At 34.5% G+C, this 18,948-nt stretch carries 24 protein-coding genes; 13 read left to right on the forward strand and 11 right to left on the reverse strand.

Annotated elements, in window-relative coordinates; all coding sequences use genetic code 11:
- The first annotated feature begins 96 nt into the window (after positions 1-96).
- From BUB82_RS05810 to dgt, 11 genes are all read left to right on the forward strand, one after another.
- Positions 97-1,356 carry a DUF6973 domain-containing protein gene (locus BUB82_RS05810; RefSeq protein ID WP_073192661.1) on the forward strand — a complete coding sequence of 420 codons (1,260 nt, stop codon included), beginning with the start codon at positions 97-99 and terminating at the stop codon, positions 1,354-1,356.
- Between the two features lies 1 nt (position 1,357).
- Positions 1,358-1,723, forward strand: a complete 366-nt coding sequence (locus tag BUB82_RS05815) for a hypothetical protein (RefSeq protein ID WP_073192662.1) — start codon at positions 1,358-1,360, stop codon at positions 1,721-1,723.
- 78 nt (positions 1,724-1,801) lie between these two features.
- On the forward strand, positions 1,802-1,924 hold the full coding sequence (locus BUB82_RS11895) for a hypothetical protein (RefSeq protein WP_262501837.1): 123 nt from the start codon (positions 1,802-1,804) through the stop codon (positions 1,922-1,924).
- Positions 1,925-1,992: 68 nt separating this feature from the next.
- Positions 1,993-2,277 (forward strand): hypothetical protein, encoded by a 285-nt coding sequence (locus BUB82_RS05820; protein WP_073192663.1) that lies wholly within the window; start codon positions 1,993-1,995, stop codon positions 2,275-2,277.
- Positions 2,278-2,328: 51 nt separating this feature from the next.
- Positions 2,329-2,526 (forward strand): hypothetical protein, encoded by a 198-nt coding sequence (locus BUB82_RS05825; RefSeq protein ID WP_073192664.1) that lies wholly within the window; start codon positions 2,329-2,331, stop codon positions 2,524-2,526.
- Positions 2,527-2,538: 12 nt separating this feature from the next.
- A complete protein-coding gene (locus tag BUB82_RS05830; protein WP_073192665.1) occupies positions 2,539-2,967 on the forward strand; it encodes a hypothetical protein in 429 nt (142 codons plus the stop codon).
- Positions 2,968-3,036: 69 nt separating this feature from the next.
- Complete coding sequence (locus BUB82_RS05835) at positions 3,037-3,498, forward strand: hypothetical protein (RefSeq protein WP_073192666.1); 462 nt, start codon at positions 3,037-3,039, stop codon at positions 3,496-3,498.
- Between the two features lie 32 nt (positions 3,499-3,530).
- Positions 3,531-3,968: a hypothetical protein gene (locus tag BUB82_RS05840; RefSeq protein ID WP_073192667.1), complete on the forward strand. Its 438-nt coding sequence runs from the start codon at positions 3,531-3,533 to the stop codon at positions 3,966-3,968.
- A gap of 86 nt (positions 3,969-4,054) precedes the next feature.
- Positions 4,055-4,405 carry a hypothetical protein gene (locus tag BUB82_RS05845; RefSeq protein WP_073192668.1) on the forward strand — a complete coding sequence of 117 codons (351 nt, stop codon included), beginning with the start codon at positions 4,055-4,057 and terminating at the stop codon, positions 4,403-4,405.
- 57 nt (positions 4,406-4,462) lie between these two features.
- Complete coding sequence (locus tag BUB82_RS05850; RefSeq protein ID WP_073192669.1) at positions 4,463-4,966, forward strand: hypothetical protein; 504 nt, start codon at positions 4,463-4,465, stop codon at positions 4,964-4,966.
- 255 nt (positions 4,967-5,221) lie between these two features.
- Entirely contained in the window at positions 5,222-6,568 is a 1,347-nt protein-coding gene (gene dgt / locus BUB82_RS05855) for a dGTP triphosphohydrolase (RefSeq protein WP_073192670.1), read from the forward strand.
- 52 nt (positions 6,569-6,620) lie between these two features.
- Here the strand turns inward: dgt and BUB82_RS05860 are convergent, their stop codons facing one another.
- Genes BUB82_RS05860 through BUB82_RS05910 form a run of 11 tightly spaced genes read right to left on the reverse strand, consistent with a single transcriptional unit; the run spans position 6,621 to position 17,259 of the window.
- A complete protein-coding gene (locus BUB82_RS05860; protein ID WP_234949765.1) occupies positions 6,621-8,633 on the reverse strand; it encodes a thioredoxin domain-containing protein in 2,013 nt (670 codons plus the stop codon).
- Position 8,634: 1 nt separating this feature from the next.
- Complete coding sequence (locus tag BUB82_RS05865; protein ID WP_073192672.1) at positions 8,635-9,591, reverse strand: OmpA family protein; 957 nt, start codon at positions 9,589-9,591, stop codon at positions 8,635-8,637.
- A gap of 16 nt (positions 9,592-9,607) precedes the next feature.
- Positions 9,608-10,369, reverse strand: coding sequence for an exodeoxyribonuclease III (locus tag BUB82_RS05870; protein ID WP_073192673.1), 762 nt, complete (start codon positions 10,367-10,369; stop codon positions 9,608-9,610).
- A gap of 24 nt (positions 10,370-10,393) precedes the next feature.
- Positions 10,394-11,530 carry an aminotransferase class I/II-fold pyridoxal phosphate-dependent enzyme gene (locus BUB82_RS05875; protein ID WP_073192674.1) on the reverse strand — a complete coding sequence of 379 codons (1,137 nt, stop codon included), beginning with the start codon at positions 11,528-11,530 and terminating at the stop codon, positions 10,394-10,396.
- A complete protein-coding gene (mnhG, locus tag BUB82_RS05880; RefSeq protein ID WP_073192675.1) occupies positions 11,523-11,933 on the reverse strand; it encodes a monovalent cation/H(+) antiporter subunit G in 411 nt (136 codons plus the stop codon). The genes BUB82_RS05875 and mnhG overlap by 8 nt, the downstream gene beginning before the upstream one ends.
- The gene (locus BUB82_RS05885; RefSeq protein ID WP_073192676.1) at positions 11,926-12,201 is read right to left on the reverse strand and encodes a cation:proton antiporter; all 276 of its coding nucleotides are present in this window, start codon (positions 12,199-12,201) and stop codon (positions 11,926-11,928) included. Before BUB82_RS05885 ends, mnhG begins: the two co-directional genes overlap by 8 nt.
- Positions 12,198-12,674, reverse strand: a complete 477-nt coding sequence (locus tag BUB82_RS05890) for a Na+/H+ antiporter subunit E (RefSeq protein ID WP_073192677.1) — start codon at positions 12,672-12,674, stop codon at positions 12,198-12,200. Before BUB82_RS05890 ends, BUB82_RS05885 begins: the two co-directional genes overlap by 4 nt.
- Positions 12,675-12,676: 2 nt before the next feature.
- Positions 12,677-14,185 carry a proton-conducting transporter transmembrane domain-containing protein gene (locus tag BUB82_RS05895; protein ID WP_073192678.1) on the reverse strand — a complete coding sequence of 503 codons (1,509 nt, stop codon included), beginning with the start codon at positions 14,183-14,185 and terminating at the stop codon, positions 12,677-12,679.
- Positions 14,182-14,535: a Na+/H+ antiporter subunit C gene (locus BUB82_RS05900; RefSeq protein WP_073192679.1), complete on the reverse strand. Its 354-nt coding sequence runs from the start codon at positions 14,533-14,535 to the stop codon at positions 14,182-14,184. The genes BUB82_RS05895 and BUB82_RS05900 overlap by 4 nt, the downstream gene beginning before the upstream one ends.
- A gap of 1 nt (position 14,536) precedes the next feature.
- On the reverse strand, positions 14,537-14,950 hold the full coding sequence (locus BUB82_RS05905; protein WP_073192680.1) for a Na+/H+ antiporter subunit B: 414 nt from the start codon (positions 14,948-14,950) through the stop codon (positions 14,537-14,539).
- A gap of 5 nt (positions 14,951-14,955) precedes the next feature.
- Positions 14,956-17,259: a putative monovalent cation/H+ antiporter subunit A gene (locus BUB82_RS05910; protein WP_073192681.1), complete on the reverse strand. Its 2,304-nt coding sequence runs from the start codon at positions 17,257-17,259 to the stop codon at positions 14,956-14,958.
- A 262-nt stretch (positions 17,260-17,521) separates the two neighbouring features.
- Between BUB82_RS05910 and BUB82_RS05915 the strand changes: the two genes are divergently transcribed.
- Both BUB82_RS05915 and BUB82_RS05920 read left to right on the forward strand, forming a co-directional pair.
- Positions 17,522-18,091, forward strand: coding sequence for a Crp/Fnr family transcriptional regulator (locus BUB82_RS05915; RefSeq protein WP_073192682.1), 570 nt, complete (start codon positions 17,522-17,524; stop codon positions 18,089-18,091).
- 145 nt (positions 18,092-18,236) lie between these two features.
- On the forward strand, positions 18,237-18,920 hold the full coding sequence (locus tag BUB82_RS05920; protein ID WP_073192683.1) for a type 1 glutamine amidotransferase domain-containing protein: 684 nt from the start codon (positions 18,237-18,239) through the stop codon (positions 18,918-18,920).
- Positions 18,921-18,948 lie beyond the last annotated feature (28 nt).

The raw sequence follows: 18,948 nt of genomic DNA on the forward strand, positions 1-18,948 counted from the left end.
ATACCTTTAATCTCTAAAGTCTCTCGAACACTTTCAACTCATTTTCAAAAGAAAAGCAATAATGTAGATAGTGTTTTTGTTAATACTGAAGATGTATTGTATGTAGTTCATGCTAACACCCACACAATTACCTTAAAAATTTCTCGTCCACAGGCAGATTATCCACTTGAAAATTTGGTTTTGCATTACAATGTTGACACACAAACTTACGATGAGTATCTTATTCAATATGATATTAGCCTTGAAGAACTAGAGCAAATAGAAAATGGTATAGATTTTGAACTACAAGATAAAAATCAAATGATAGTTAGACAGTTAGAAAACGGAACACTAAATGATATGATGGCTAAATTATGTCAAAATAATTGTACAACAATTGATGTAATGTGCGAAAGTGGTGCACATGCTCCAGGTCAAAGCTGTAATTTAGATGACGGAGATCAACCTTATACCTATCAAAGTTGTTCATTAATTTGCACATCACCCAACATAAATACAATAGACGCTGGTGATTCTAGCTCAGCCGGTGGTAGGACTATGGTGACCAATCCTAATGTGTTAACACCAAGCACGCCACAAATAAGTACTATTTTTCAATTAACTACTCAATATTTAAGTGCAGTTCATAGTTGGTGGTGGGCTAGTCAAGCAACGCCATCCCAAAAAAGCGCTATTGAAACATTTCTTGATAACTCACAAGATTCTCAAGGCTATTACAGCCAAGAAGCTTTAGCTTTTGTAAAAGAAGCTATTCAAGTACTTTTGAATAATCCTGATGCTGAGGTGGATTGGGATTTAACTAATTATCCTGGAATTGATGAAGGTCTGCCGTTTGGATGGTGGAATAATGAAAGTTTTATCGAAAATAATTTCACTTTTAATTTAGACGATGAAGGTTTTGGTGATTTAACAGAACAAGAAGAATTATTAATAAAACTATTTCCTTTGCATGCTTTAATAATAAAAGCGAATGTAGATGAGGCACATACAGAAACCGAAAATAGATATGGAAATAGTGCAAGAAATGATAAATCCGATGCTTTTAGGCATGCTTTTTTTAATGCAATGAATTCAAACGATGCTGGTGATACAATTGCAAGACTATTTTCAACAGCCCACGAGAGTGAAGTTCCAGCGCATCTAATTTTAGAAGTTCAGATGGATTTGCATAACAATGATATTGGGCATTTAATAGGTGATAATGCGAGTTTTTTTGTTTCAGACCAAGATCTTTCCGATTCAGTTTATACAGAATTACTAAATGGTAACCTTAGATATTTATCACCATTAGGTCCGGTTATTCCACCAAACTTCGGAATAAATCCTTCTACTCAATTAACTCCTACAAATCAATAAAATGAAACCTAATTTAATGTTTTTGATTGTGCTATGTTTTTTATCCTGTACAAGTGATAAACAAACTAAAATTTCAATAAATAATTCTACTAATACAATTATCGATAGCCTAAAACTAACCTATGGTACTGAAAAAGAAAGCAAAACCTATAGAGCGATTCATATTGATTCGAAAGAAAAACGTCATCTAATATTAGATATGAACCTAAAAGGTGTTGATGGCACTTATTTTTTAGAAATTTTTCAAGGTGGAAATAAATTAGAAAAGGGTTTTGGGTACTATTCTAATGCTGTATTCAAAAATTACAATTTTAACTTAAAAATTGAAAAAGATACTTTATTAATAACTAAAAATGAAATGAATTAATTTCGGTCTTATTCAAGCTAAGCTAATGCTTTTGCTTTTTTACTTGGTGCAAGGATTATGCATGAATATGTACATTTTTTGGATAACCTAGATGAGATTGATTATCCTGGTGAAGAAGGTACAATATTTGAAATTAATACATATGGTCAAGATTTAAATGCAGGTTCAGCTCAATGGTTAATCTTAAATAAATATTACTAGACAAGAAATCAATCTTATCTTTATTTTTAATAGCAAACCTTGTACATCAAAATAATAACAAAGAAGAATTGATTTCAAAAATTCTTAACCATAAAGAAGTTTTACATTATGTGGATGATCCAGTAGTTTTTAAAAATAACTTTAGTGAAAACTTTAAAGATCTGCCTTTAACATCTGATAAAGAATATACGGGTGTTTTAATAATCAAAACTTTAAAGAAAATAAAATCTAATAGAGAATTTTACAAAGTTGGCATTTTTATCCCTTTTGAAAATGTTTACATTGAGTTTGAAGGTTTAAGAGGTTTTGATGGATGTTGGGATATCAAAATACTAAGCTCTGTTGAATATTAACTGACATAGACTGAGTTTATGCAAATAAAACAGCAATAGAATGATGCGAAAATGGAAGTCTTTGTAATGATAGTTTCAGGATTGACCCAGCAAATCACAGAATTACAAGAAGCTATGGACGACTTTCCTAATGTTCGTGAAAATTTTGGACCTCATTTTAAACACAAATATAGTATTGAAAATGATACTTGGAACTTTAATTACAATGTAGGTGGACATCAAGATCATATTCATTTTTCAGTAAGATAAATAATTTTAAAAATGAAAATTATAATTATAATAGCATTGTCTCTAATAAGTAATTTGGCAACTAGTCAAAATCTAAAACTTCATGAATACAAAGTAAACGAAGATTTTAGTTATATCTTAGGCAACATCTGGTGGGATAATCTCTACTCTAAAGAATTAAGCGGGTCTTTAGTTGTTGTTTTGAAACAATCTGATCCGCATAATACACCTGAAGGTTTATTTGAAGGATATGGTGGTTCAATATCAAATTTGATAATCTCTGTAAAAAACACAGGTGAGTTTGCGTATTCAAAACTTTATTTTATAAAAGGTTTAATATCACCTTCCGTTTTAAAAGTGGAAGAAACATCTGATTTAAAAAAAATTAAAATTAAAATCAGATACAAAAATAGGCATTTTAAAAAACAGATCCAGACTTTTCTAATACCTTCAATACATTGAAACAAAATGTTTAGAAAACCCTCTACAACCCCAAGTAGAGGTTTTTTCTAAAAACACTGTCTTTAAATCATGAAATTAATACTTCTAATAGCAAGTCCATTAGTCATCCTTTTAATATATATAACTATCAGCAAATTAATTAAAAAATATGGTAAATTAAGGAGTAGGTCTAATCATATCTTAACTACAATATTCAGTACAATTTTAACCTACCTGATTCTATTTTTAGGAATAACTTATATGTATTTTGGTCTTAGAACTCAATTAGATTTTAACCAAGAAGTTTGGATGAACAAGCCTGAAAATAGATATTTAATGCTTGAAAATTTGCTTGAAAGTAAGCAGCTAATTTCCAAAACAACAAATCAAGTAAAGTCTACGCTTGGGAAACCATTAATAGAAAATGATACAGTACTGATATATGAAATATTAGAGATTGGGAAATTAGATTTTTATGAAAATAAATTAATACTACATCATCATAATAGAACTATAAGTCGTGTGGAATTAAAAAAGCAAAAGCTACATTAGCATGATAAATAATTTAATAAATAACCTTACTAATGACTGCTAAATTTAAACTGATAAGTATTTTTTTATTAGCGACATGCTTTTTAAATGCACAAAACTTTGAGCGCGATACTATTTTTTTAGTTTTTAAAGAGAACAAAGCCGATTATCCGTATAATCAAAAATTTATAAAAAATACTACTATATATCTTAATTTAAACAATGGTTTTGCCTTAAAAGCTAATAAAACTCAGACAGACACAATCGAATATGATACCTTTAGCAAACTAAATATAGTCGAACCAAAATTTGTTGAAGATAAAGTACTAGCATTTAGAGAAAAAACCTATGGTAAATATCCTGCTAAAGGTAAAGCTTATCAGGCATACACAAAAAATGATTTGTTTGTAACCTACATTATCGAAAAACTTGCTCATAACAAGTATGCACTTTATAAAGCAGAATGGAGAGAATATTTATTCGGGCATTAACTTTAAGTCATAAACAAATCTCTTAAAAATCAAGATTTAAATGCAGGTTCAGCTCAATGGTTAATCTTAAATAAATATTACTAGACATGAAATCAATATTATCTTTATTTTTAATAGCAAACCTTTTACTTCAAAATAATAACAAAGAAGAATTGATTTCAAAAATTCTTAACCATAAAGAAGTTTTACATTATGTGGATGATCCAGTAGTTTTTAAAAATAACTTGAGTGAAAACTTTAAAGATCTGCCTTTAACATCTGATAAAGAATATACGGGTGTTTTAATAATCAAAACTTTAAAGAAAATAAAATCTAATAGAGAATTTTACAAAGTTGGCATTTTTATCCCTTTTGAAAATGTTTACATTGAGTTTGAAGGTTTAAGAGGTTTTGATGGATGTTGGGATATCAAAATACTAAGCTCTGTTGAATATTAATCAAGCCTATCAACAATATATTTTTACAACGACAAATAATTGTCCAAACTAGCTAATATGAAAAACTATATAACCCTTATTGTATTTATAATGCTTGTGAAGTGTGCTTTTTCGCAATCTATTTCAAATAGCCTTTTTTTGGTTGTTGATAAAAAGACAGATTCTATTACAAGAGGTAGTAAGGATTCAACCAATTTTAAATATTTTCATACTAATGAAAAAAAGAATTGGGGAATAAGTTTGTCTCATATTTATGTATCTGGGGCAGATCAGAATAATTTCAGGTATTTGTTACCAAATGAAATGATTCCAGAACTAGAAAGAAAAGGAAACCTTGAAGATATTAAGCCTTTTATGACTAAACTGAACAACTATAATAACAAGGAAGTATCACAATTTTTCAGCAAACATTATTCTTATTATTATGAGTATTTGCATAAAAGCAGAAAAAAGACCTACAAGCGTTACAATATTTTTATCATTTTTAAATCAGACCTTAACAAAACTTTTGTGCCGTGTTATGAAATGTCGTTGATACAAACAAGAATCACAGAAATTTAATTGTTGTTTGATTTATTGCGTTATGAATTTACAGGTGTTTGTTTTGCCGCGATTTAACTCAATGAAAAAGAGAGGTACTATTCCCTATGAAACGTCTTCATGGGGAATAATTCTTTTAAACTCCTGACACAGCTACCTGTACCAACAACACAATTTAGTTTTCAATTAGAGCAGGAATTTCACAAAAAGGATTTTTAAAATGTTTGAGCCCAATCACGCCACAATACCGTATTTTTGAATCAAATTATTTTCCGCATGGCAAACTGGGAACAACTTTTATCACTCAAGCGTTTCGGCGACAAGCATAAACGCATCCGTAAAGAACAAGACGATACACGCTTAGGCTTCGAAGTCGATTACGACCGCATTGTGTTTTCATCAGCTTTTAGAAGCTTGCAAGATAAAACCCAAGTGATTCCGCTATCCGAAACCGATTTTGTACATACCCGATTAACACACAGCCTAGAAGTCTCCGTCGTTGGGCGCTCCTTAGGCCGAAATGTGGGCAAGGCCATCTTAAAAAAATACCCTTATTTAGCAGCCACACACGGCTTTCATTTTAACGATTTTGGTGCCATTGTTGCCGCGGCAGCCATTGCTCATGATATTGGCAATCCACCTTTTGGGCATTCTGGTGAAAACGCTATGAGCGATTATTTTAAAAATGGCGCAGGCCAACGCTTTCAATCTCAAATCTCGAAACTTGCGTATCAAGACCTTACCCATTTTGAAGGTAATGCCAACGGCTTTAAATTACTCACCGAAACACGCGATGGCTCTGTAGGCGGTTTACGCTTGTCTTATGCAACCTTAGCTAGTTTTACGAAATACCCTAAGGCATCTTTACCTCACAAACCAACCAACCAAATCGCCCATAAAAAATACGGTTATTTTTCCCAGCAAGCTGATTTTTTTGATGAGGTAGCTAGAGACGTCGGATTACCAACCTCAACCCACGAACATGGCCAAAGTTATGCACGTCATCCCTTAGCGTTTCTAGTTGAAGCTGCCGATGATATTTGTTACACCATTATCGATTTTGAAGATGGCATCAACCTCGGTTTAATTCCAGAAGATTACGCCTTAGAATATTTATCTAAACTCATCAATCATAAAATAGATGTCGATAAATACGCCAAACTCAACACCACTAAAAATCGGGTGGCTTATTTACGCTCTTTAGCTATTGGGACTTTAATTCAAGAAACAGTCGACATATTCATGGCGAATGAAACCGCTATTTTAAATGGAGATTTTCATGTAGACTTATTGTCTCAGTCGCGTTATAAAGCCCAAATTAAGGATATTATAAATATCAGTATTAAAAACGTTTACCGCAGTCAAGAGGTCATGGATAAAGAAATTGTGGGCTATAAAGTCTTAACAAGTTTGCTACATGAGTTTACCACCGCCGTAGAGCATCAACTCAACGGGCAATCAACATCTATCGACCGTTTAATTTTAGCCAACTTTCTGCCTCATTTTAATGCTGAGCAATCACCTACCGAAGATTGGCTGATAGATATTAGCTCTCATATCGCTGCCATGACAGATAGTGAAGCTTTACGCACTTATAAAAAACTTACGGGTATGGCGCTTTAGTCTCAGCTTAATTGGTCTAAGCATTTCAGAAATTGGACTTTAAAAAGCAGTATTAATAAAGTGCTTTCAATTGCGTTAAAGCTTCTTCAACTGTGTTTGCTGGCTGCTGACAACTTTGGTCAACACAAACAAAAATTTGATTATAATCGGTTTTATCCTTCATCAGCGCTAAGTCTTCAGTTGTACCGCCTAAAAAGATGGCATTAGGGTTATAATGTTGTAGTAAACTTTTATGCTTTTGGGCATAATCACTTCCGCAGGTCACCACTTCAGCAAAAGGATGTGTTAAGTAACCCACAACAATGGCCCAATGAGCCAAATACGGACCAGATTTATGAAGTTTTGGAGAGACTTTAGCTAACATTTTTTGTACAATATGCTTATAGCTGCTGGCATTGTAGAATTTGTGCAGTTTGAATAACGCCTGCAACATCACCGAATTTGAAGATGGAATAACGTTGTCATTGACTTCAATTTTACGCGCAATTAGCGCTTCGGCTTCGGTTGAAGTGTAGTAAAATAAACCTAAATCCGCATCGTAAAAATCGGTAATGCTCTTATCAACTAATTGTTTAGCTAGCTCTAAATAGCTTACAGTTAAAGTGGCTTCGTATAGACTAATTAAAGCCAAACTTAACCACGCATAATCTTCTAGAAATCCGGTAATACTAGATTGCCCATCTTTAAAATTTCTGAACAACTGCTGGTTTTCACTTAAAAGTTCTTTCTGAATAAAAGCAGCATTAGCTTCAGCTTGATCAAGGTAGGCTTGATGTCCCAAAGCTTGGTAGGCATCAACATAGGCTTTAAGCATCATCGCATTCCAGCTGCATAAAATTTTCGTATCAATTTCAGGCCGTGGTTTTGAGTTGCTTAAGGTTTTGATTTTAGAACGAATAAGATTCAATTTTCCTACTAACTCATTTTCAGATAAGTTATACTCTTCGGCTATTTTTGAAATTGATTGAGCGGTGTAGAGAATATTTTGTCCTTCTTCCCAGTTGCCTTTTTGCTTTAAATTGAAGTAGCTTTTTGCTATTTCAAATTCATCTGAAGTTAAAGCTTCTTCTAATTCATTATAGCTATAGGTATAAAATGCACCTTCACGACCTTCAGAATCGGCATCAACCGCCGAATAAAATCCGCCATTTGTATCGCTCAGCCAATTGTCAACAAAGTCAAGGCTTTGTTCAATCGCTATTTCATAACTTGGCTTTTGGGTAATTTTATAAGCATTGGCCAGTAAACTAATCATTTGTGCATTATCGTAAAGCATTTTTTCAAAATGCGGAGCAAACCAGCGTTCATCGACAGAGTAGCGCGCAAATCCACCGTGAATTTGGTCATAAATGCCGCCAGCAATCATATGGTCAAGTAAATTGAGGCATTGCTCTAAGGCTTCTTTATTTTGAGTCAGCTCATGGTATTGTAATAAAAACTGCCAACTGCTGGGCATCGCAAATTTTGGTGCACCTTTAAAGCCACCATATTTAGAGTCAAAAAAGCGCTGCCAACTGCCAAACAAGTCTTGATAATCGGTTTTGCTAAAGGTAATATCTTGATCATTTTCAGTAAAATCTAAGCGGTCAATATCTTGAATTCCACGTGTTAACTTTAAAGCTGTGTCTTTAAGTTGTTCTTGTTGGGTATCATAAGCTTTTGCTACATTTTTAAGCACTTTTAACCAATTCTCTTTAGGGAAATAGGTGGCCGCATAAAAGGGTTTGCCATCTGGAAATGCAAAAGCATTAAGTGGCCAGCCGCCACGACCAGTTAAGATTTGTGCCGCATCCATGTAAATTTGGTCAATATCAGGTCGTTCCTCACGATCAACTTTTATACAAATAAAGTGAGCATTCATGACTTCAGCGACCTCTTGGTCTTCAAAAGATTCGTGTGCCATGACATGGCACCAATGGCAGGCGGCATAACCAATACTTATAAGTAATGGTTTATTTTCTTTTTTAGCTAAAGCCAAGCTTTCTGCATTCCATTCGCGCCAATGCACTGGATTGTCTCGATGTTGTAATAAATACGGACTTGAGGCTTTGTGTAGTAAGTTCAATTTAATTTTGCTTTAGTAATTGCGAAATTTCGTCTAACTGCGGTGTGAGTACCACTTCAATACGCCGGTTTTTAGCTTTACCAGACTGCGTTGTATTTGGCGCCACTGGCGCATATTTTCCACGTCCGGCTGCAGTTAAGCGTTCAGGCTCAATATTTTCGTTTTGTAAAAGTAATTTTAAAACTTCAGTAGCACGTTTGGTGGATAAATCCCAATTGTCTTTTAACTGTCCGCTACCATTGTAAGGTACATTATCGGTGTGGCCTTCAATTAAAACCGCAATATCTGGATTATCCGCTAAAACCTTACCGAGTTCTTGAACAGCGGCTTGGCCTTCAGCACCAACCGTCCAACTTCCAGATTTGAATAAGAGCTTATTTTCCATAGAAACATAAACTTTACCATCACGTTGTTCTACGCTTAAACCGCGGTCTTCAAAATTAATGAGTGCACTAGATAATTTGTCTTTTAGTGCTTTCATTTTTTCTTTGTTGGCAACAATCATTTGTTCTAACTCATCAATTCTTTGGGCTCTGTAGTCTAAATCTTTTTGTAATTGCTCCAAGCGTTTTTGTTCTTCTGCCAGTGCCGTTTTTTTAGTTTCTAACTCTTTTAAAAGTGCTCTGTTTTGTTGTGCATTTTCGGCTAAGACTTTACTACTGTTGGCTTCAAGTGCATTGTAAGATTGTGAAAGTTGATTGTATTCGTCTTGTTTTTTTGCTAACGCTTTTTCAATTTCTTTTTTATTTTTTTCGAGTGCTTCAACCTGAGTAGCTAATTCTTGCCGCTCAGTTTTTATAGCTTCTAATGCGTTTTGGCAGTCGTTTAATGTTTTCGACTGGTTATTGAAATCGGCTTGTAAATCTTCAAATTGGCGTGTAAGTGCATCAAATTTTTTCTGACTCACGCAAGCGGTTAAGCTTATTGAAATCAAGCTTAAAAGAAATATCTTTTTCATATCTTATAAAATAAAATTAATCAAGTTCTAATAAAACGGGACAATGGTCACTATGTTTTGCCTCTTGCAAAATTAATGCCCGTTTTAATCGCGGTTTTAAATCTTGTGTAATAAGTAAATAGTCTAATCGCCAACCTTTATTACGTTCACGAGCATTGGCGCGATAACTCCACCATGAATATTGTTCTTTTTCGGGATGCAAATGCCTAAACGAATCAATGAGACCTAATTCAAGAAAGTTGGTAAGCCATTCGCGTTCTATAGGTAAAAAGCCTGACACATTTTTAAGTCGAACAGGGTCATGAATATCAATCGGTTCATGACAAATATTATAATCGCCACAAATCACCAGGTTTGGATATTCTTTTTTTAGATGGTTTACATAAGTTTTAAAATCGGCCATATATTGCAACTTAAACTCAAGGCGAGCATCATTGGTGCCTGATGGTAAATATAAACTCATGATTGAAAGCCCATCAAAATCGACCCGTAAATTACGGCCTTCACGATCCATATAATCAATACCTGTTCCGTATTCTACATGTTTTGGTTCGTGTTTTGAAATAATGCCAACACTGCTGTAGCCTTTCTTTTCAGCCGAAAACCAATAACAATGTTTGTAACCTAAGTCATGAAAAAGCTGATCATCAATTTGTTCGGGTTGGGCTTTGGTCTCTTGAAAACAAACCACATCTGCTTCAGCGGCAGCTAACCATCCGAGTAAATCTTTTTTTAAGGCGGCACGTATGCCATTTACGTTATAAGAAATAATTTTCATGACGTCGTTTTAAGTCTTTCAAAGTTATGAAATTGAGGCTAGTTTTGCTTTTAAAAGTGCTAAAACTCGCTTAATTTCTTGGGGTGAATTATCGGCATGAAGGCAAAAGCGAAGCCGTTCTTTTCCTTTAGGAACCGTTGGTGATAAAATAGCGCGCACATCAAATTGTTCTTTTTGAAGTGCCTCGGCGATGCTTTTACATGCTGAATTTCCTGAAATGATGCAGGATTGAATAGCTGATTGACTGGTAATGAAATAATCTTCTAACTGAAGCTGTTGTACTTGCTCTAAAAATAAAGCAATATTAGTTTGAAGCTGATGTGCTAGGCTAAGATTTTTTTTAAATTCTTGATGAGCGGCCCAAATTAAGGCGGTTTGCTGTGTTGAAATAGCCGTGGTGTAAATTAAACTCCGACTGAAGTTAACGAGATAAGATTTTAAAGCTTCGCTCCCTAAAATAACAGCGCCGTGTTGTGCAAAACTTTTCCCAAAGGTAATCACGCGTGCTAAACTATTAATGTTTTGAAACGACAAACCTTCTTTGCCTAAAACGCCAATGGCATGAGCTTCATCAAGAATAAAATGAGCATTAAACTGCTTACAAAGTGCACTGATTTTTTCAACAGGTGCTTGGTCGCCATCCATAGAAAAAACACTTTCGGTAATCACGTAAATACTGTCAAATTCATGGGCATATTGTTGTAACTTTCGTTCTAAGTCATCTAAGTTATTGTGTTTAAATTTATAGCTCTTGGCTTGTGCTAAACTGATGCCATCACGAATAGAAGCATGCACAAGCTCATCAAATAAAATTAAACTTTGCCGTAAACCAATTGCTGATATTAAACCTAAGTTAGCCGTATAACCTGAATTGAATAATAAGGCTGATTCAGCTTGATAAAAATCGGCTAAATAATTTTCGCAATCGTAGTGTAATTGAGAATTCCCGGTGAGTAATCTTGAGCCAGGCTTGGCATCAACTGGATATTGTTGATGAATTTTTTCTGCGGTAACTTCAACCGACGTAAGTTGACTCAGACCTAAATAATCATTTGAAGCAAAATCGGTTAATGATGGGAACGTGGTTTTGAGTTCACGAAGACTCTCATTTCGCAGGCGCTGATCTAGTTTTAATTGTAATGCCTTTGGTAATTTAGGCATTGCGATCTGTTTTTGAATCCTGTTTTGAGTTGTTTTCTTCTACTTGTTCTGGGTCACTTTTTAGCTCGTGTGTTGATTTATTGTAACGATCTTTTAAGTCGTCAATTACAGAGCCATCCCAAAGTTTATTACCTAAAAAGTAAGATGTTCGCCCAATGAGGTGTGCGCCCACAGGTGCAGTGAGTAAAATAAAAATAACAATGGCTTGCACACGTGTGGTGACTGAAAAGTCATAAAAATAAACAGCGGCTGCACCGAGTAATAATCCTACGCCTAATGTAGCGGCTTTGGTATTGACAGATATCCGTAAGTAAGTATCTGGCATTCTAATAATTCCGATAGCTGCAAGTAAGGCAAATAAGGTGCCTAATGTGGCGAATATGTAGATTAATACATCAGTCATTTTTGTTTCGTTTTTCAAGGTAATAAGAAAAGGCAACGGTACTTAAAAACGCTATGAGTGCTAAAATCATGGCGATGTCTAAGAACGTAGGTTGGTTGTTGATGATGCTATAAATTGCAATAATTCCGATACCAATGGTAATCAGTAAATCTAAGGCAACAACGCGATCTATAATGCTTGGACCTTTGATGAAACGTATAAACACAAGAATTTCAGCTAAAGATAGCAAGGGTAATATTACGTAGTATAAATAGTCGTTTAAGGTCATCTTAATATAGCTAATAATCGCTTTTCAAATCCGTTTTTAATATCGTCTATAAATTCTTGTTTGTTGTGAACGTACATCGAATGTACATATAAAACTTTGCGGTCTGTAGAGACGTCAAGGCTTAATGTTCCAGGTGTTAAAGTAATCAAGTTAGCTAAAAAAGTAATTTCAACATCAGTTTTAGCATCAAGTGGTACACTAACAATACCTGGCTTCATATTGTGCGTTGGTGTAATGACTTCAATGGCAACTTGAATATTAGCTTTAATCATTTCCCATAGAAAAAAGAAAAAAAAGCCAATAATTCGAGGCAATATTTTATAATATTTATTTTGATCGGTTTTTCGGGAAATAATCCACAAGATTAAAAAGCTCAATATAAACCCGAAACTGAAGTTTTCAAAGGTATAGCTACCTGTTAAAAACACCCAGATGAGCATAAGTAATATGTTAGATAAAAACTGTGTTTTCATAATTATGGGTTTAACACGGCTTTAATATATAAATCTTTATTAGTGATTTCTTCAGCAATTCTTACCGAAAGTTCCTGAATGTGATTAGCGCCAAATCCAATATATAAACTTACAAAAGTTAACAGCATAATAGGCATGATAAACTGTAATTTTTGAAATGGTCGAAGTTCATAAAAGTATATAAACTTACGCTCACGTTTAAATTCAGGTTGGTCTTTCCAAAAAGCCTTAGACCACAATCGCGCAATGATGAATAGCGTGATAAAACTCCCGAAAATCAAGGCGCCAAAATACCAATATTGCGCTTCGCTAAAACTTGCTAAAATAAGTGATAGTTTCGGCCAAAAGCCTGATAATGGCGGCACTCCAACTAAAGAAAATAAAGGGATGGCCATCAGCAAACTCAATTTAGGATAATTGGCATATAAACCACCTATTTTATTCATATTCGTGGTTGCTTTAATCCGGTAAATTACACCAGCAATTAAAAATAAATTGGTTTTAACGATAATGTCGTGAATGAGGTAAAATACAACACCAGTTAGGGCAACTTTTGTGAATAAGCCAAGACCACCGATCATAAAACCAATGTGACAAATGATTAAATACGAGAAAACTTTCCGAATATTTGTATGGGTTAAAGCGCCAATACCGCCAGAAAAAATGGTTAAAATTCCAAGTCCAATGAGTAAGTTTTGAAGGAACACGTCTATTTCAAAAATCATTGAAAACACACGAATTAAGGCATAAACGCCAACTTTAGTTAATAAACCAGCAAAAATCGCCGAAACTGCTGATGGTGGCGTGTGGTATGATGCGGGAAGCCAAAAATATAAGGGAAAAATAGCCGATTTAATACCAAAACCAACTAAAAATAAAACCGCACAAACATCTACTAAAGTGCGATTTTCAATGCTTTGAACCTTGCCTGCTAAATCGGCCATGTTTAAAGTTCCTGCCAAACCATACAAAACGCCTAAAGCGGTTAAAAATATCATTGAGGCGAAGAAGTTGAGTGCAAAATATTTCACAGCACCTTCAAGCTGATTTTTCTCACCGCCAATACTGATCAGCACAAATGAGCTAATAATAATAATTTCGAACCAGACGTATAGATTAAAAATATCACCGGTTAAAAATGCCCCATTAAGTCCTAATAACAAAAACTGAAATACACTAAAGTAACCAAATCTTAGGCGCGCATTAATAACTGAAATGCTGGAGAAAATAGAAACCGCTAAACCACTGATAGCAGTTAATAGCACCAAAGTCGCAGCTAACATATCACCTACAAACACAATCCCAAAAGGGGCTTCCCAATTACCAGCTTCAACCACTTGGGTACCATTTTGGTAGACATGTGTAAACACGTAAATCGCTACACCCAAACCAATAGCATTACCAATAACGCTAAAGAGTTTTTGGAAATTAATGTTTCGCCAAAAAAACATCAATATGATGCTAAATAGCAAATTAACAATTAAGGGTAATATGATCACGTGGTTTGTCATGAATCTTCGTCTGTGGTGTTAAGTTGATCGAGATCGTCTGTTTTTAATACTTTATAAGCACGCTTAACCAAAATAATGGCAAAGGATTGTAAACCAAAACTGATAACAATGGCGGTTAAAATAAGTGCTTGTGGAATAGGATCGGCAAAAATACCTTCTAAAATTTTATCGCTATCTGAAATAATAGGTGGTTCACCTTTAGTGATACGTCCTAATAAAAAGATAAGTAAGTTAACGCCATTACCCAACAACACAATACCTAAAATTAGCTTTACAATGCTGCGGCGCATAATCATATAAATGCCTGCTGCATAAAGTAAACCGGTTATAATGGCTAATAATAATTCCATATTAAGCTGATTCTGATATGGTGAAAATAATAGTTAAAGCGGCACCAATCACCACCAAATAAACGCCAGTGTCAAAAAATAATGCCGAGCCTATTTTACCTAAAACAGGAACAGGTTCATGCGCCCAAAGGCCTGTCATAAGCGGTAAGTCTGCGAATAATATAGGAGAAATAGCGCTTAAAAAGGCAATAGCCAAACCCACAGGCATAAAAAATCCAGGGTGAATTTTGAGCACTTGTTTCGTGTTTTGTAGGCCGTTTGCAAAAGCATCAAGTACAAAAGCAATTGCGGCTACTAAGCCACCCACAAAACCGCCACCAGGTAAATAATGTCCTCGTAATAATATAAATACAGAGAACAGCAATAATACTGGCAGTAAATAATTCGAGGCTGTTTTTAAAATTATGGTTTTCACTTGCTTTATTTTTTATCTTTTGTTTTTAATCGTAATTTCAGTAAACCAAAAACGCCTAAAGCAGCCACGACCAAGACAGAAATTTCAATCATGGTATCAATGCCTCTAAAATCGACTAATATAACATTCACAATGTTTTTTCCATGGGCTAATTTATAGGCATTTTCTGCATAAAAATCAGTAATTTCTGTGTTTTTGGGTTCGTTGAGTACCTTAAGAATTAATATAGTAATTAGGCCACCTAAGCTCAACGATAAAATACCGTGCTTTATTCTGATTTTATCATTGGTTAATTTTAAATAGGTTGGGAGTTTGTATAATACTAACACAAACAAAATAACCGTCAAGGTATCAACTGAAAATTGCGTCATCGCTAAATCGGGTGCACTGTAAAATAAAAAGAATAGACTAAACGCAAAGCCAACAACTCCCATAGCGGCAACAGCAGCTAAACGTGATTTTGTAAATACAGTGAAAATAATCGCGATGACCATCATCAGCACAATCGCAATTTCATAAACGGTAATTCGGGCTAAACTGGCATAATCAATATCTAAATCAAAATCGAAAAGCAACAAATAGCCTAATAACAAAATAATAAAGCCAACAACGATCGATAAATAATGTCTTAAATAGCCATTTTGAAAATAGCCCGTCCAAATATGTCCAAACCACTCAAAGCCATCTGAAAGCTTCAGCGTTAAATCTTTTGGGGCTATAAAATTAAATTGACTGATAAATGTTTCTTTTTGATGCGTTGGCTTCAATAGGAAATACAAAATCGTTCCAACGGCTAATGTTAAGGCACTTAGCCCAAGCACAAGGTTAAAGCCATGCCACAATTTTAAATGAACGTCTTCAGCTGAAGTGAACATAACATTAACTATTGGTTGGGCAAAAGTCGTTTCAACTAAACCTGGCGCAATTCCGAAAATTATACCAGCTGTGACCATAATTAATGGCGGCAACCACATTAACGGACTTGGTAAATGAATCTTTTCAAACTTTTTTGGTAGTTGACCCATAAATGGCTTAACACCAGCTACAAAACCGCCGTAAAATAGTAAAGCGTTTGTGGCAATGGCTAAAACGGTAAGTAAAACTGCATTATTCGAGTGTAAAGTTGCTTCGTAAATTAAATCTTTACCCACAAAACCAATACTTGGTGGCACGCCACCACTAATCAAAGCCGCAATAAAACCTGCAATGGCCACGGGCAAAAGAACTTTGCGTAAACCCGTAAGTTTTGTGATGTCTCGTGTTCCCGTTTCATGGTCTATGATTCCTGTAATTAAAAATAATGAGGCTTTATATAAAGCGTGTACAACAATAAAAACAGATGCGGCAATCAACGCAGCTTCGGTGCCAATGCCAATTAAAAACACCAAAATTCCTAAGGCCGAAATAGTAGAATATGCTAAAATACCTTTTAAGTCAGTTCTAAAAATAATATGTATAGCAGAGTATAACATAGTGATAGCACCAATACTAATGAGTGTGGTATGCCATAATTCAGTTTGACCTAAAACAGGTGAAAATCGAAATAATAAATAGACGCCAGCTTTAACCATGGTCGCCGAATGTAAGTAAGTTGATACAGGTGTTGGCGCTTTCATCGCACCAGGTAACCAAAAATGAAATGGAAATTGAGCCGATTTTGTAAATGCAGCACCAAACATTAAAATCGCCGCTAAAGCATAGTAAGGATGCTGCGTAATAACGTCGCTTTGAGTTAGCATTTCAGAAATTTCATAAGTGCCAGAAATAAAGCCTAACAATAACGCACCACCAAGAAGTAATAAACCACCTAAGCCTGTAATTCCTAAAGCAACTAAGGCCGACTGTCTAGAGGCTTTAGAGTCGTTGTTAAAACCAATTAAAAAGAACGACGAAATGCTGGTTAATTCCCAAAACACAAACATTGAAATTAAGTTGTCAGATAAGACTAAACCAAGCATAGCTGCCATAAACAAACTCAAATAGCCATAAAACCGGTCTAAATACTTATGTCCTTTTAAATAGGCAGCCGTATATAGAAACACCAAACTACCAACGCCTGTAATCATTAAACTAAAAAGCAGCGATAAGCCATCGAGTTTAAAACTAAGATTTACCCCAAAACTGGGAATCCACCGATAGCTTTCATAAATAACATCTCCAGCTGAAATACCACCGATATGCCATAAAAAGTAAACAAACAGTCCAATAGGAATTAATGCAGAAACCACGGCAATAGGCCCACGAAACCAACGGCCAACAAAAACCAAGAGAATTGCAAATATAAAACCGACTAAAACTGCTTCTAACATAATTAATTGATAGGATGCACAAATATAAATTTTATTTTAACGCTCACGAATCTGTTATAACTATAGATGATGTCTTTAATCATAGTTTAACAATTAAGATTCATAAAAACCATTAAAATTTAAGAGAAATTTATTTTAAATCTTGTTATTATTTATTTTTTATCGCAGCTTATTTCAATCTTCAACCAATAATTAATAGATGCTGAGGCCTAACTTTTTTGGTGTAGCAGAAAAATCCCTAAACTTGCTATAAATTAGCACCATGTATTTGCAATTACAAAGCCACCTTCTTAAAGATGTCGATTTCAATCCTGAAGAAATTAAAGCCTTCACCAACTTGTTAAGTCGTCAAAAATTTAATAAGAAGACGCTTTTGCTTCAACCAGGCGATAAAGTAACTAAGGAATATTACGTGTTAAAAGGTTGTTTAAAAGCCTATTATATAGATGAAGCTGGCCAAGACCATATTATTCAATTTGCCATTGAAGATTGGTGGATAAGTGATTTTGAAGCCTTTTTTAATGCTAAACCTGCTCAATTATATGTTGAATGCTTAGAAGATAGTGAGATACTTAGTCTAGATAAATTAGACCTAGAACAACTCTACCAAACCATACCAAAATTCGAACGATTTTTTAGATTAAAAGTTACTAAAGCCTTTGTAGCACTAAGAAATAGAGTGCTATCTGGACTACAAAACGATAGCAAAGCGCGTTATAAAGAGTTTTGTGAGCAATATCCTGACTTAGAAAAAAGAATTCCTAATTATAACATTGCTAATTACTTAGGCATGTCGCCTGAAAGTTTAAGTCGCATTAGAAATAGCATTTAAACCTTTAAATGTTTTATTGAAGTCACGACAGAATTAAAATTCATAAAAACTGAATTTTTTGCCTAACATATAATTAACAGGTCATCTTGATATACATCAATTTTTAACCAGGAACTCAGGCCTACATTTGTAAAAAAAAACAATTATGAAAAAAATACTCTTTGTGATAACAAGTAACGATCAACTTGGTACAACAGGTCATAATACAGGCTTTTGGATTGAAGAATTTGCCGCACCTTACTATAATTTAAAAGATGCAGGCTTTGAGCTTACATTAGCCTCACCAAAAGGCGGCCAACCACCAATTGATCCGAATTCTGAAACTGAAGATGCCCAAACCGAAGCCACACAGCGATTTGATAAAGATCAAGAGGCAAAGAAACTTTTATCTCAAACCCATCAATTAAGTGATGTTGATGCGGCAGATTTTGATGCTGTATTTTATCCAGGCGGTCATGGTGTACTTTGGGATCTTGTTGAAGATAAAGATTCCATTAAGCTTATCGAATCCTTTAACGCAGATAAAAAGCCAATCGCTTTTGTTTGTCATGCGCCAGCAGTATTAAAACATCCCAAAAAATCTGATGGTAAAGCTTTAGTTGAAGGAAAAAAAGTAACAGGTTTTACCAACCAAGAAGAAGCAGCGGTACAGCTAACCGAAGTGGTGCCGTTTTTATTAGAAAATATGCTTGTTAAAAATGGCGGTATTTACACAAAAATAAAAGATTGGCAACCATTTGCCGTAGAAGATGGAAATTTAATAACTGGTCAAAATCCAGCTTCATCTGAAAAAGTGGCTGATTTATTAGCACAACAGTTGAAGGCATAAGAATTAAAGGTTTCAAAAACATGCTCAC

Origin of the sequence: Psychroflexus salarius (assembly GCF_900129035.1) — a bacterium.
Classification (GTDB): domain Bacteria; phylum Bacteroidota; class Bacteroidia; order Flavobacteriales; family Flavobacteriaceae; genus Psychroflexus; species Psychroflexus salarius.